The organism is Actinomyces sp. oral taxon 175 str. F0384 (assembly GCF_000223355.1).
Classification (GTDB): Bacteria; Actinomycetota; Actinomycetes; order Actinomycetales; family Actinomycetaceae; genus Actinomyces; species Actinomyces oris.
This window is the reverse complement of record NZ_AFUR01000001.1, coordinates 287547-300454: the sequence shown is the minus strand read 5'-3', so window position 1 is coordinate 300454 and position 12908 is coordinate 287547. Positions and strand designations below refer to the sequence as shown.

General features: G+C 72.6%; 9 protein-coding genes. 3 read left to right on the top strand and 6 right to left on the bottom strand.

Features of this window, described 5'->3' with window-relative positions:
• Positions 1-11: 11 nt before the first annotated feature.
• From HMPREF9058_RS01140 to folP, 5 genes are read right to left on the bottom strand one after another with little or no spacing between them, the layout of a single operon-like run.
• On the bottom strand, positions 12-1766 hold the full coding sequence (locus HMPREF9058_RS01140) for a PH domain-containing protein (RefSeq protein ID WP_009406063.1): 1755 nt from the start codon (positions 1764-1766) through the stop codon (positions 12-14).
• On the bottom strand, positions 1763-2365 hold the full coding sequence (locus HMPREF9058_RS01135) for a PH domain-containing protein (protein ID WP_009747374.1): 603 nt from the start codon (positions 2363-2365) through the stop codon (positions 1763-1765). Before HMPREF9058_RS01135 ends, HMPREF9058_RS01140 begins: the two co-directional genes overlap by 4 nt.
• The gene (locus tag HMPREF9058_RS01130; RefSeq protein ID WP_009747335.1) at positions 2362-2862 is read right to left on the bottom strand and encodes a DUF3180 family protein; all 501 of its coding nucleotides are present in this window, start codon (positions 2860-2862) and stop codon (positions 2362-2364) included. Before HMPREF9058_RS01130 ends, HMPREF9058_RS01135 begins: the two co-directional genes overlap by 4 nt.
• Positions 2862-5576 (bottom strand): 2-amino-4-hydroxy-6-hydroxymethyldihydropteridine diphosphokinase, encoded by a 2715-nt coding sequence (folK, locus tag HMPREF9058_RS13945; RefSeq protein ID WP_009405601.1) that lies wholly within the window; start codon positions 5574-5576, stop codon positions 2862-2864. Before folK ends, HMPREF9058_RS01130 begins: the two co-directional genes overlap by 1 nt.
• Positions 5573-6469: a dihydropteroate synthase gene (gene folP, locus HMPREF9058_RS01120; protein ID WP_009406217.1), complete on the bottom strand. Its 897-nt coding sequence runs from the start codon at positions 6467-6469 to the stop codon at positions 5573-5575. Before folP ends, folK begins: the two co-directional genes overlap by 4 nt.
• A 497-nt stretch (positions 6470-6966) precedes the next feature.
• Between folP and HMPREF9058_RS01115 the strand changes: the two genes are divergently transcribed.
• Both HMPREF9058_RS01115 and HMPREF9058_RS01110 read left to right on the top strand, forming a co-directional pair.
• Entirely contained in the window at positions 6967-7812 is an 846-nt protein-coding gene (locus HMPREF9058_RS01115) for an ABC transporter ATP-binding protein (protein ID WP_050798003.1), read from the top strand.
• On the top strand, positions 7812-10298 hold the full coding sequence (locus tag HMPREF9058_RS01110) for an FtsX-like permease family protein (RefSeq protein ID WP_009406003.1): 2487 nt from the start codon (positions 7812-7814) through the stop codon (positions 10296-10298). The genes HMPREF9058_RS01115 and HMPREF9058_RS01110 overlap by 1 nt, the downstream gene beginning before the upstream one ends.
• A gap of 44 nt (positions 10299-10342) precedes the next feature.
• Here HMPREF9058_RS01110 and HMPREF9058_RS01105 read toward each other — a convergent pair whose 3' ends face one another.
• On the bottom strand, positions 10343-11017 hold the full coding sequence (locus HMPREF9058_RS01105; RefSeq protein WP_003789125.1) for a response regulator transcription factor: 675 nt from the start codon (positions 11015-11017) through the stop codon (positions 10343-10345).
• Between the two features lie 68 nt (positions 11018-11085).
• On the opposite strand from HMPREF9058_RS01105, the gene HMPREF9058_RS01100 reads away from it, so the two are divergent.
• Positions 11086-12282 (top strand): sensor histidine kinase, encoded by a 1197-nt coding sequence (locus tag HMPREF9058_RS01100; protein WP_254654022.1) that lies wholly within the window; start codon positions 11086-11088, stop codon positions 12280-12282.
• Positions 12283-12908: the final 626 nt, after the last annotated feature.

The following is a 12908-nucleotide window of genomic DNA, read 5'->3' as shown; positions in this document are numbered from 1 at the left end:
TCGAGGGCTGACTACGAGAGCCCGGCAGGCTGCGTGGCGGCGACGGCGCGCGCGAGCCACCGGTCGAGCTGCTCGGCGCGGGCCCGGTGCAGCGCCCGCTGGCTGATCCGCGCCGCCAGAGCCTTGGCGTCGGCGGCATCGAGGTTGGTGATCGAGGCGGGGACCTCCTGGGCGACCATGTCGAGTCTGAGGGAGGCCAGGCCCCGCCGGCGCGCCAGCGGCCCCTGGCGCACGCGCAGGGACTGGATGCGCTCGTAGGGGAAGACGGCCACTCGCCGTCGCCAGCGGCCGTGGCGAATGATAACGCAGGTGTCGGTGAGGGCGATGGCCGCGCGCCGCCAGGTCAGGGGGCGGAAGAGCCGTCCGCGGCGGCTGATGCGCACGAAGCCGCGCTCGGCCGAGCCCGCCGGGGCCTGCGGGTCACCGACACCGTCATCGTCGCGGCCGATGAGGGCCTGGGCGAGCAGTCTGTCGGGGTCGGGAACCCCCAGGTCGGGGACCACGAGCCACAGCGCGCGCAGGGCGGTGTCGCGCACCCCCACGGGCAGGAGCAGGTTGCTGGTCTGCCGGTTCTGGCCGTCCTGGGACCGGTCCTCGCGGCCGGCCACGGTGACGTTCACCTTCCACCAGTCCTTGCCGCGCCACAGGATCGGCTGAGCGATCCCGACGCCGTGGACCCGTCCGGGCGGCAGCGTGCGGGAGGTGTCGGAGGTGAGCCCGTAACGCATGCGGATGCCGCTGGGGGTGGCGGCGGCCTGGAAGTTCCAGGCGCTGTTGAACCGGGACCACACCAGGGAAACCGCACCGGCGACCGTGCTGATGAAGGTGGTCGCGAGCGCGAGCACCCCGCCGCTGGGCGGGTCATCGACGACGTAGGCGATAATGCCGACCACGATCACAACGGTCGGCAGGATCAGAGACAAGTAGAGGGAAACGCTGCGCAGCAGGGACCCGAAGAGCACAGAGCCTTCGACGCTGTAGAGCGGGTACTCCTGGAAGTGGGAGGCCTGCAGCGGCGTGGCGCGCTGCTCGGGGGCGGTCTGAGAGCCGGCGGCCCCTTCCGGCGCGAGGCCCTCGGGACTGACGGCGGACGTGGCGTTATCGATGCCGCCGGTGTCGCGGCCCACTGCACTCGCCCCAACGGCGCCACCCTCTGCAGCGGGGCCGGGCAGGTCGATCTGTCCGGCGGCCAGGTCGAGGATGCGGTCGCGCAGGGTCTGAAGCTCGCGGGTGGTGAGGAATCCGATGACGACCCGCGAGTCCCGGCCCCCGGCGACCTCGACGGTCAGCTGCCCCAGACCGAAGATGCGCCCGAGCAGGGGGTGGACGACGTCGACCGACTGGATGCGCGGCAGACGGGCCGTGCGCAGCTTGCGGCTGAGGATGCCCGAGCGCAGGTAGACGCCGTCGGCATCCACGGCGTAGGCGCGCCGCCACCAGCTGAGCAGCCCGAGCCCCACCCACAGGGCGATGAACGCGATCAGGCCGAGCAGGTAGTAGCCGATCCCCCCGCCCAGGGTGAAGCCGTGCTCGGAGATGAAGCGGTAGGCGCGCACCAGCTCGTCGAGGTTCTGGACCGTGACGAAGGCCAGGATACCGGTGACGATCTTCCAGCCCTCCAGCACCGGCGTGACGAGGCTGACCCGGTGCCAGGTGACGTTCTCGGGCAGGGGGAGGTCGCGGGAGGCGGCGGACCCGTTCTCCCCCGGCGCCTCCGTCCTCGCCTTGCGGGCGGCCTCCAGCCGGCTCTCCCAGCTGGGGCTCACAGCCCGGCCATCCTCTCCTCACCGCGCTGGGACAGGACCTGGCGCAGGCGCTCGGCCTCGGCCACCGGTAGCCCGTTGATCGTGGCGTCGGTGCTGGCCGAGGCCGTGTGGAGCTTGACCTCGGCGATGCCCAGCCAGCGGGCCAGCGGCCCCTGGGAGGTGTCCACGAACTGCATGCGCCCGTAGGGGGTGACGGTGATGGAGCGGAACATGACGCCGTGGCGCCACAGGAGGTGGTTGTCGGCCAGGGCGTAGCCCATGGCCCGCACCTGGCGCGGAATGAGCCAGAGCTGCCAGAGGAACAGCGCTGCGAAGACCCCCGCCGGGATGAAGTATCCGGAGGAGACGAGCACCCCGGGGATGGCGAAGCCGATGATGACGACGGCGCAGAGGAGACCGACCCCCAGGATGCGGGCGGTGATGAGGCGGTGGGAGACCGGGTGGAAGACGACGCCGTCGGGGGCGAAGGGGTCGGCGCCGGCGGGTCGCGCAGCCGGCTCACCGGCGCGGACGGGTGCCGGGGCGCGGCCAGCGGGGGCGGCGGACGCGGCGGGGCTGGTACCGGGCATGGCGCCGGGACCTGTTCCGGGACTGGTCATGCGGGGGCTCCTGGTCCTTCGGGGGCCCGCCCGGCGGGACCGGCCGAGCCGTCGTCGTCGCCGTCACCGGAGATGGAGCACCACTGCTCGACGACGAAGCCGACGACGCACCACAGGAGGCAGGCGATCAGGCAGCCGGTCGAGGTCCAGGCCAGGTGGGTCATGGCAGGCGAGCGCGGCGTCACCAGCGCCAGGATGATCCCGCCGCCGTAGACGCCGCCGAGCACCGCCCCCACGATGGCGGAGGCCTGGGCGGCGGCCGCCGTGGTGGCGGCACCGGTCGGGGTGATCCAGGTGCGCTCGCGCGCACGCAGCCGCCTGACCGCCAGACCGGCCACCAGGACGATGCCCGCAATGACCAGCGCGGTCACCGCCCCCCAGGGGGAGAGGACCGGGACCCAGCCGACGTGGCGCAGCAGGAGGTCACCGACCACCCAGGAGGTCACCGCGGCGGCGATGAACCAGGTGACGGCACTGGTCCAGCGGGTGCGCCGCATCAGACGTCCTGACGGGGACCTGTCCCCTGGGCGCCACCACCGATGACGTCATTCCACTGGAGCGGGGACTTCCAGGCGTCCCCAGCGGCCTCATCCTGCTGGCCGTGGGAGACCCCGTCCGGCCCGGCTGAGAGACCGGGGGCGTAGGAGCCCTGCGGTCCGGCCGCCTCGGGGGCCGAGGCCGCCTGGTAGGGCGAGTCGACCTGCGGGGCCTGCTCGGCCCAGGAGCCCGCCCCGTTGGAGGTGTCGAACGGCAGCTGCCCGAAGGGGGAGGACTCGGCCTGCCCCTGGTCACCGAGGGGCTGCGCGGGGGCCGGCTCCGGGGCGGCCGATGAGGCCTCGGCGATGCTGCCGGCGTAGTCGGCGGCCAGGGAGGCGTCGGCCACGGAGGACTCATCCCGGGTGGCGTCGTAGACCAGGCCCGGCTCGGAGCCTGCGGCGTCCTGCTCCACCGGCGGCTCCACGTAGGGGCCGGTGGGCTTGTCCGGCAGGGACTCGGAGTCGAGCCAGTCGAAGGCCAGCCAGCGCAGGCCACCGCGGTCGGGGGCGTTCTCGGCGAGCTCGGACACGGAGCGCCCGGCCAGCTCGGCGAAGGGGTCGGCCTGGCTCCACGGCACGAGGACGAAGGCGCGCTCGGCGGCACGCGGGTGCGGCAGGGACAGGGCCGGGTCGGAGGAGGTGACGCCCTCGACCTCGATGAGGTCGACGTCCAGGGTGCGCACGCCCCACGGCTCGGTGCGCACGCGCCCGGCCGCGATCTCCAGGGTCTGGCAGACCTCGAGCAGCTCGCGCGGGGCGAGGGTCGTCATGGCCGTGACCACCGTGTTGAGGTAGTCGGGCTGGGGCTCGGCGCCCTCGGCGACGACGGCGATCGTGCGGGCCAGCGGCGCCACCTGCGTGACCTCGATGCCCTCGGTGGCCTTGAGGCTCTGGACGGCCGTGCGCAGGGAGTCCACGACTCCGCCGACGTTCGCACCTAGGCCGAAGACGACGCCCACGGGGCGGGTGGGCCGCGTGGAGAGCGGGTCGACCGGAGCGGCGGGAGCCACCGGGGCCTCAGGTGCGGCGGGGGCGCCCAGGAAGTCGGGCTGCGCCGACGGCGCGGCATACGAGTCCTCAGCGGGCTGGGAGAAGTCCTCGGAGACGGAGGGCTGGGAGTAGGAGGGCTCGGAGTAGGCCGGGGCCACGTCCTCCTGGCCCGCGGCCCCGGGGAGCTCACCGGGGCCGGCGAAGGGGCTGGGCCCGGGCTCGCCCAGGGGCTGGGAGGCCGGGACGGAGGAGGCGCCCATGAGGCCGTCGGCGCCGGCGGTGCCGGAGGCGGTGGCGTCCCCGCCCAGTGCGGGGAAGGCGAAGCCGGACGCGTCGGCGCCCGCCGCCTCGGGGGCGGTGTCCCCGGCCTCACCGACCTGGCTGGAGGCGGCCCCGCTGTAGGAGCCGGACTCGTCGAAGGCGACGGGCCCGCCCAGAAGGTCCGCGGAGCCCTCGACGGCGGGAGCGGACTGGTCCTCGCCCTCCTCGGAGGAGGCGACATGGCGGCCCTCGTGGGGCAGCTGGACAGCAAGGCCGTCGACGGCGGGAGCCGGTTCGGACGAGGCCGCTGCGGAGGCGTCAGCAGCCACCTCCTCGGCATAGCTGAGGGCACTGGGCTCCGGCTCGCTGGGGGCGGGCGCCGCACCCAGCGCCTCGGCCGCCAGGCTCACGAACCCGTCGGCGCCGGCGGTCCTGCCGGCGGAGGCTGCGGTGGGGGCGCTGGTCGAGGGGGCATCCAGCGCGCTCGACGCGGAGTAGGAATCGGCAGACTCACCGGCGGACTCACCGGAGGGCAGGCCGGTGGCCTCCGGGGCCTCGGGTGCCTCCGGGGTCCAGGCGGGGGCCGCTGAGGCGGAGGAGTCGGCGCTCTCGGTGGCCCAGTCCGGCACCCACGGCTGGGTCGACTCGGCGCTCCCACCGGGATTGCCGGGCTCGGTCGGCATCGGCGTGGGGACCGAGGGCGCGGCGGCCGCGAAGGGCGAGCGGGCCGGAGCCTCCATCGGCGAGGCCGGCGAGGGCGTCGGGGTGATGGGGGCCTCGGAGGCCAAGGCGGCCGGAGCGGCGTCGCCGCCTGTGAAGGAGGCGCCCGAGAAGTCGGGGACCTCCGAGACGATGGGTGCCGCGGGGGCGGCGGGGGGCTCGTAGGCGGGCGCCGCTGGGGAGGCTGCAGCCACCGGGGAGGCCGAGGAGGAGGGGGAGGCGTAGGGCTGGGCGGAGACGGCCACCGGCGCCTCGGCCTGTGCGGCCCAGGCGGCCTGGCTGGTGGCGGGGGCTCCGCCGTGGCCGGCTGCGGCGTCGGCCACTCGGTGGATGGTCACCGAGACGTCCTCGAAGGCGACGTCGAGGGGGGCCTCGGGCTTGTGCACGGTGACCTCGGCGGCCACGACGCGAGGGAAGGACAGGACCCGCTCGGCGATCCGGTCCGCCAGGGACTCGATGAGGTTGACCGGCTCCCCCTCGATGATGCTCACGATGCCGTTGGCCACGCGGGAGTAGTCAACGGCGTCGGTCACCGAGTCGGTGACGGCGGCCACGGCGGTGCCGCGCTGCCCCAGGTCGAGGATGACGTCGACCGTGAAGAGCTGGCCCTCCTCGCGTTCGAAGGGCAGGACGCCGTGGTGGCCACGGGCGGACAGGCCGATGAGGCTGATCCGGTCGGTGGTCGCGGAGACGGTGGTGCTCACTGGTGTTCCTTCCAGAGGGAGGCGGTGCGGACGGCGGCCCGGTTGGCCGGGACCTCGTGGACTCTGACGGCCCAGGCGCCGGCGGCGGCGGCCAGGGCGGTGGTGGCGGCGGTGACGGCGTCGCGCTGGACGGGGGTGGCCTCGGCCTCAGCGGCCTGGGCGAGGAAGCGCTTGCGGGAGGAGCCGACCAGGAGGGGCCGGCCCAGGTCGGCGATGAGGCGGGAGGTGGCCGCCAGCAGCTCCCAGGACTGGGCGTGGGTCTTGGCGAAGCCGAGGCCGGGGTCCAGGACCACCTGGGAGCGGTCCACCCCGGCGGCGTCCAGCTCGGCCAGGCGCTCACGCAGCTCGGCCTCGACTCCGGCGACGACGCCGCCGGGGTAGTCGGTGAGCCGGTCCATGGTCTCGGGGTCGCCGCGCCAGTGCTGGCAGACGTAGACGACGCCGGTGCGGGCGATGAGGCCATGCATGGCGGGGTCGGCCAGGCCCCCGGAGACGTCGTTGATGATGTGGGCGCCGGCGTCGATGGCGGCCTCGGCGGTGGCGGCGTGGATGGTGTCCACCGAGACGATGGCGCTGCCGGAGGCGCCGGCCCCGTCGGCACTGCCTGCCCCGTCGGCGAGGAGCGCGCGCACCACGGGCAGGACCCGGGAGATCTCGGTGTCGACGTCGACCCTCTGGGCGCCGGGGCGGGTGGACTCCCCGCCGACGTCGATGATGTCGGCGCCCTGGGCGATGAGCTCGCGAGCATGGGCGACGGCCGCCTCGGGGTCGGCCCAGCGGCCGCCGTCGGAGAAGGAGTCGGGGGTGACGTTGAGGACGCCCATGAGGAGCGTCCGGTCGCGGGGCACGAACCCCGGCAGGGGGGCCGGGGCGGCGGCGGGAAGATTCGTCACGGGGTCAGGCTAACGGTTGGCCCGCCGCAGCGGGAGGACCGAAACATCTTCAGCCCACCTCACACTGAGAGCCGGGACACGATCCGGCGGGGTCAGGGCACCTCACTTCGACCAAAACTTCATAGAAGACGCGGAGCCGTGTCGTTTATGAAGTTTTGGTCGAAGTGAGTGGGGACAACGTTCGAAGTACGGCTGAGCGGCCGCCGTCACCCAAAAGGCGGAGACGCCGGCCGCAGTCCGTCCCTTCGACGCATTCCGGCGCAATGGCGCCATTTCTAGGCTTCATCACGTCACCAGGGCGGTGCGGGACGCAGCGCGATGCCAGCGACCGGCTCCGCCCGCCACCCGAGTCAGCCACCGAGAAGGGTCATGAGATGACGTATCCGCCCCAGCCGCAGGCCTTCGGCCACCCCGCCCATCGCGCGCCGATCCCCCAGGCGACACCGGCCGCCCCGGGAGCGCCGACGGCGCCCACCACTCCTGCCGCCTCCGCACCGATGCGGGTCGTCGAGGCCCGCGGTCTGACCAAGGTCTACGGCGAGGGCGAGGCCCGGGTCGTCGCCCTGGACTCGGCGAGCCTGGTGGTGGGACGCGGCGAGTTCGTGGCCATCATGGGCCCCTCAGGGTCAGGCAAGTCCACCCTCCTGCACTGCCTGGCGGGCCTGGACACCCCCACCTCCGGGAGCGTCCTCATCGCCGGACAGGACCTGTCCGGCATGAAGGACAAGCAGCTCACCGCCGTGCGCCGCGACCGCCTCGGCTTCATCTTCCAGTCCTTCAACCTGCTGCCCACCCTGAGCGCCGAGGAGAACATCCTCCTGCCCCAGCGCCTGGCCCACCGCAAGCCGGACCGGGACTGGTACGACGCCGTCATTTCCACCCTGGGCATCGGCGACCGCCTGTCCCACCGCCCCCACGAGCTCTCCGGCGGCCAGCAGCAGCGCGTGGCCGTGGCCCGCGCCCTCGTGGGCCGCCCCGAGGTGGTCTTCGCCGACGAGCCCACCGGGGCACTGGACACCGCCTCGGCCGCCGCCCTGCTGGAGACCCTGGCCGGCATGTGCGAGCGCCTGGGTCAGACGGTTGTCATGGTCACCCACGACGAGCAGGCAGCGGCCACTACCAACCGCATCATCCGCCTGCGCGACGGGCGCATCACCGGGGTCGAGGCCGTGCGCCGCCCGACCGGCGGCCACGCCGCCCCGGCCTCCGCAGCTGCTCCGACCGCCGCGCCCGGTGCCCGTCGCGCCGCGGGCCCCTCCCCCGCTTCCGGTCCGGCTCCGGCTTCCGGTCCGGTGCCCGGCCCCACCACCACCGGCCCGACTCCCCGGACGGAGGCCCGCTGATGCCCTCGCTGCTCGACCTCCGGCGAACCGCCGCCGCCCTCGTGGCCGTGGCCATGAGCGCCGCCCTCATCGCCTTCGCCTTCATCATCTCCGACTCCGCCCGCACCCAGATGCAGACCGGCGCGCGCCTGTCCGTGGGGGACGCGAGCGTCGTCGTACAGGAAGGTCGTCGGGCAAACAGCACGGAAGGCCCTCTCGACGACTCCCTTGTCCAGAAGATCTCCGCCCTCGACGGGGTCGCCTCCGTGCGGGGCCGCCACTGGAGCGTCCTCGCCCTCGACCTGCCCAAGCAGCTGCGCAATGCCACCCACATCGCCGTCAGCGCGCAAGACGTTCCGACCCTCAGCCGGTTCACCACCCTGAGCAGCGGCCGCCTGCCCACCGCCTCCGGCGAGGTCGCCATCAGCACGCTACTGGCCGAGCAGCAGGGCCTCAGCGTCGGCAACACGATCCGCCTCACCACGAACGACGCCGATGACAACGCCGAGGCTCCGCACAGCGCACCCACGGTCGTCGGCATCGTCTCCCCCGGTCCCGACACCGAGGTGGAGGGAATCGGAGCGGTCTACGCCACCACCGACCAGCTCAAGGCGATGGGAGCCAACACCAGCTACCACCAGCTCTACGTCACCGCGAAGCCGGGAACCGACACCGCCGCCTTGACGTCCGCGGTGGAGCAGACGGCCCACGCCGTCCAGCCCCACGCCTTGGTTCAGGACAGGGAGACCGTCATCTCCCAGCGCTCCGAGAACCAGCAGGGCGGCACGATGATCGCCGCCATCCTCAACATCCTGGCACCGGTGTGCGCGATGGTCGCCATCATCGTCATCGCCACCACCTTCAGCACCCTCGTGGCGCGCCAGACGCGCACGATCGGGCTCATGCGCTGCATCGGCACCACCCGCCGTCAGGTGATGCTCGCCGTCCTGCGCACCGGGCTCATCACCGGCCTGCTCGGGTCCGTCCTGGGCACGGCCGCGGGAACCGGGATCGCCGCCGCCGTCATCTCCTCGGGGCGCTTCGCGGACCTCAAGGCCGATCAGCTGACCATCTCCCCGGTGTCGCTGGCCCTGACCATCGCCCTGGGCACGCTGGTCACCCTCATCGCGGTCCTGCGCCCGGCCCGCAAGGCCACCCGCATCTCCCCGCTCGTGGCCCTCACCGGGCAGGTGGCCAGCGTCAAGCAGGCCGGCCGCGCCAGGGTGTGGGCGGCCGTCGCCGGGGTCGTCGTCGCCGGCGCCGGCGCGGCCGTGATCGCCCTCGGCATTCAGATCTCCGACATCTACGTCACCGCCGGCGGCAGCGCCGTCGTTGTCCTCGGCACGGTCCTCGGTCTGCCGGCTCTGGTGACCGCCATCATCAGCCTCATCGGCCGTGTCAGCAGCGGCACGCGGCTGCCGGTGCTGCACCTGGCCACGCGCAACCTGGCCCGCAACTCCGGCCGATCCGCCGCGGCCGCCGCCACGCTCTTCGTCTGCGTCCTGGTGGGGTCGGCGCTCTTCGTGGGCCTGTCCTCCCTGAACGCCTCCTTCGAGAGCATCCTCGGCCACAGCTCCCCCGTGGACGCCCGAGTCTTCGGGGTCACGCCGCAGACCGATACCGCTCGCCTGACGCAGCAGATCAAGGCGGTCGACGGCGTCAAGGACGTCACCTACGTCCCGACGCTCGAGCTGACTCAGGCCGTTGACGGACAGACCGACAGAATCGTCGTCGACGTCATCGACACCAAGGCCATCGCCCCCATAGTGCGCACGACGAACGGCCTGGAGGACCTTGATGACAGCACCCTCATCGTGGGCGAGCTCTACGACATTCCGGACGGTTCCAAGGTGACCCTGACCGGCGCCGCCGGCAGCGTCGAGCTGACGGCCCGCGTTCGCGAGGGCTGGGGCGGTGTCATCACCCCGGCGACGGCGCAGCGCCTCAACGGGGACGCCCCCACCGACACCACCATGTGGGTGCGCTCCACCGGAAGCACCATGACGCCGGCCACCGAGCACGCCCTCCATGCCGCCGTCCGGGGCCAGGAGCTCATGGTGAGCGGGAACGCCGCCGGTGTCGAGCTGATGTCGGCCCAGATCATGAAGATGGCCCTCATCGTCTGCCTGGTTCTGGGTGCCGCCCTGGTCATCGCCCTGTCCGGGCTGGCCAACATCACGGACGTCTCGGTCCTGGAGCGGGTCCGCGAGATCGGGGTCCTGCGCGCCACCGGCAGCTCCCGCCAGGAGATCCGCCGCCTCATCGTCACCGAGGGGGTCCTCGTGGCGGCCGTGGGTGGGGGCCTGGGGCTCCTCGTCGGCACGGCGCTGGGTGTCTCCGAAACGCTCGCGATGGCCAAGTCCGCCGAGGGCATGACGGTGCACGTCCCCTCCCTCTGGCTGCTCGCCCTGTTCGCCGTGACGCTGGCCGTGGGCCTGGCGGCCTCGGTGCGCCCGGCCGGCCGGGCCGCCTCGGTGCCGCCGGTCAGGGCCCTGTCCGAGGAGTGAGGAGACCGGCGGTGAGGGCTGCTCCAGTGACCGGGACGGCGGACTCAGGCCCCCTGGGTCTTGTGGACGGCGACGACGAGCTTAAGTCGGGACGGGACGTCGTACTTCTTCATGAGGTGAGAGACGTGGGTCTTGACCGTGGACTCGGCGACGACGAGCTGCTCGGCGATCTCGGCATTGGAGTAGCCCTCGCACAGGAGGGTGAGGACCGCCTGCTCGGCCTCGGTGACGTCGGGGGCCTGGGCCGTCTGCGGGGAGCGCAGGTGGCGGGTGACGAGCCGGGAGGTGGCGGCCGGGGAGATCGTGGTCCCGCCCGCACTGGCGGCGATGACGGCGCGGATGATCTCCTCGGGCGAGGCGTCCTTGAGCAGGAAGCCGTTGGCGTGCTGGGCGAGCGCAGCCACCATCGCCTCGTCGTCGTCGAAGGAGGTCAGCACGACGACGGCCGTGCGGGGCCACTGGCGGCGCACCCGGGTGAGCAGCTCCAGGCCGTCCATCTCGGGCATGCGCACGTCGGTGAGCAGGACGTCCACGCGGATCTTGTGGAGGAAGGCCAGGGCGTCGGCGGCGCGGGAGAAGGTGCTGGTCACCTCGATGCGCTCATCGGAGCTGAGGTAGGCCCGCAGTGCCTGGAGGACGAAGGGGTCGTCATCGACGATGGCCACGCGCAGGACCTGCGAGGGAGCAGCCGGAGCATCAGTCACGTTGGGAACCGTCATGGAGGGATATTATCCGGATCAGCTCAGGGGAAGGTGGTGAGACGGTGTCAGCTGTTGCGGCGAATCTGATGCAGCCCACGCGGTACACGACGTGGCGGCCGACCTGGCGGCTGCACCTGGCGCACACCTTCCTGGCCGCGCTGATTACTCTGTTCTCGGTCACGGCGGCGTGGCCGCTGTACACGTCCATGATCGTCTTCGAGGTCGTCGGGGGCCTGGCGCTGGCTCTGTGCAGCCGCTTCCCCTGGCCGGGGGCCCTGCTGGGCGGCGCGATGGCGTGGGCCGGCACATTGATGATGACTGATGTGCCCATCTCCCCGGGCATCATTCCCTGGCTGTGCACGGCGGTCCTCGTGGCGCGCGGGTTTCCGCGGATGCCCGCCTACAGCCTGGTGGTCTTCTCGCTCGTGCTCTCGATCGCCGACGCCCGGTGGGGCGAGACCAGTGAGGGCTGGGTCTCGCTGCTGGCGTGGTGGGTGGTGGTCGGGGGCGGCGCCATCACTCTGGCCGAGCTCATCCGCAGCCCACGCGACCAGGCCGAGCACTCCTTGCACACCTACCGCGAGAGCATGGAGCGCCAGCGCCTCCTGGTGGTCACCGAGCTGCATGACACCGTGGTGCGCGACCTGACCCACGCGGTGATGACGGCCGAGCAGGCCCGACTCGCGCACCCCCAGGACGCGGCGCTGGCGCCCGAACTGGACGCGATGACGGTGGCGGTGCGCGCGGCGGTGGAGCAGATGCGGCACGCGCTGCGCGCCATGAGCGACATCCGCGGGGGCGAGCGGTTGGACATCGAGGCGACCTCCGCGCCGCGCCCCCTGGAGGCGGTCATCGCCGATGCCGCGGCCATCCTGGGACAGCGGGGGGCGCACCTGGAGGTCCAGGGCCTGGAGCTGCTCGGGATCCCGGTGATTCCGCCGGGCGTGCGCCTCCAGCTGCTGCGGGTGCTGGGCGAGCTGGTGTCGAACATGTCCAAGTACACGGCTCCGCAGGGGCGGGCGAGGCTGGTCATCGAGTCCGACGGGCGCTCCCTGGAGGCGATGGCAAGCAATGACGTCGGTTTTCCGGGGCAGGTGGGCGGCGTCTGGGCGGGCGCCGGCGCGCCGGGCAGTGGCGTACCGGGCTATGACGCCTTCTCCTCGGGCCTGGGCCTGGAGGGGGCACGGCGCCGCGTGGAGGCCCTGGGCGGCAGCCTGAGCGTGAGCCAGGGCGAGGGCCGCTGGACCACGGTCTTCAGTGTCCCCTTCCAGGCGGTCTCCTGACAGTCCCGCCGCCGTGGGCTGACACAAGACCCTTCCTGCGCTACAGCCCGGACACACGACCCACCCGGCGCCGCGGGCCGGGCATAAGGCCCTCAACAGCTCCGTAGCCCGGATATGTCGTATCAGGTTGCGTGACCGGCGCTCGCATCCTGCCACCTGAGATGGCGCCGATTAAGCCCCGCACGACACAGCCAGTCGTCGGCACCGTCAACACCATCGACAGCTGGCCTCCGTCATCCAGTCGTCCTCCGCCTCAGAATCCATCTCCCGATATCCCGGCAACAAGAGAGTGGCCAACATGCCTTTCCCCGCCTTCGACACTCAGGCATCCTTCACGTGGCACCCCACGCGACGCACTCACCTGCTCCACGCAGGAGTTGCCGTCTTCCTCCTCGCCATCTCACCGGTGTCCGCAAACGTTCCCCTCACTGCCCCCGCGCTCCTGGTCACTGCCCTGAGCCTGGCCTGCCTGCCCCTGGCATCCCGGCTTCCCGCCGCGGGAGCAGCCGCAAGCCTGGCCATCGCCTGGTTCACCGCCAGTTCCCCGTACGATTTAGGAACTGTAGCCTTGCTACTGCCCTGGGGGCTTTGCATCATGCTTCTGGGCCGGGGGCTCCGACGCGACA

Bases quoted from the DNA above. Each gene is read 5' to 3' on its own strand.
- HMPREF9058_RS01135 (WP_009747374.1), bottom strand. From the start codon at position 2,365: ATGACCAGTCCCGGAACAGGTCCCGGCGCCATGCCCGGTACCAGCCCC.
- HMPREF9058_RS01130 (WP_009747335.1), bottom strand. From the start codon at position 2,862: ATGCGGCGCACCCGCTGGACCAGTGCCGTCACCTGGTTCATCGCCGCC.
- HMPREF9058_RS01115 (WP_050798003.1), top strand. From the start codon at position 6,967: ATGCGGGTCGTCGAGGCCCGCGGTCTGACCAAGGTCTACGGCGAGGGC.
- HMPREF9058_RS01110 (WP_009406003.1), top strand. From the start codon at position 7,812: ATGCCCTCGCTGCTCGACCTCCGGCGAACCGCCGCCGCCCTCGTGGCC.
- HMPREF9058_RS01105 (WP_003789125.1), bottom strand. From the start codon at position 11,017: ATGACGGTTCCCAACGTGACTGATGCTCCGGCTGCTCCCTCGCAGGTC.
- HMPREF9058_RS01100 (WP_254654022.1), top strand. From the start codon at position 11,086: ATGCAGCCCACGCGGTACACGACGTGGCGGCCGACCTGGCGGCTGCAC.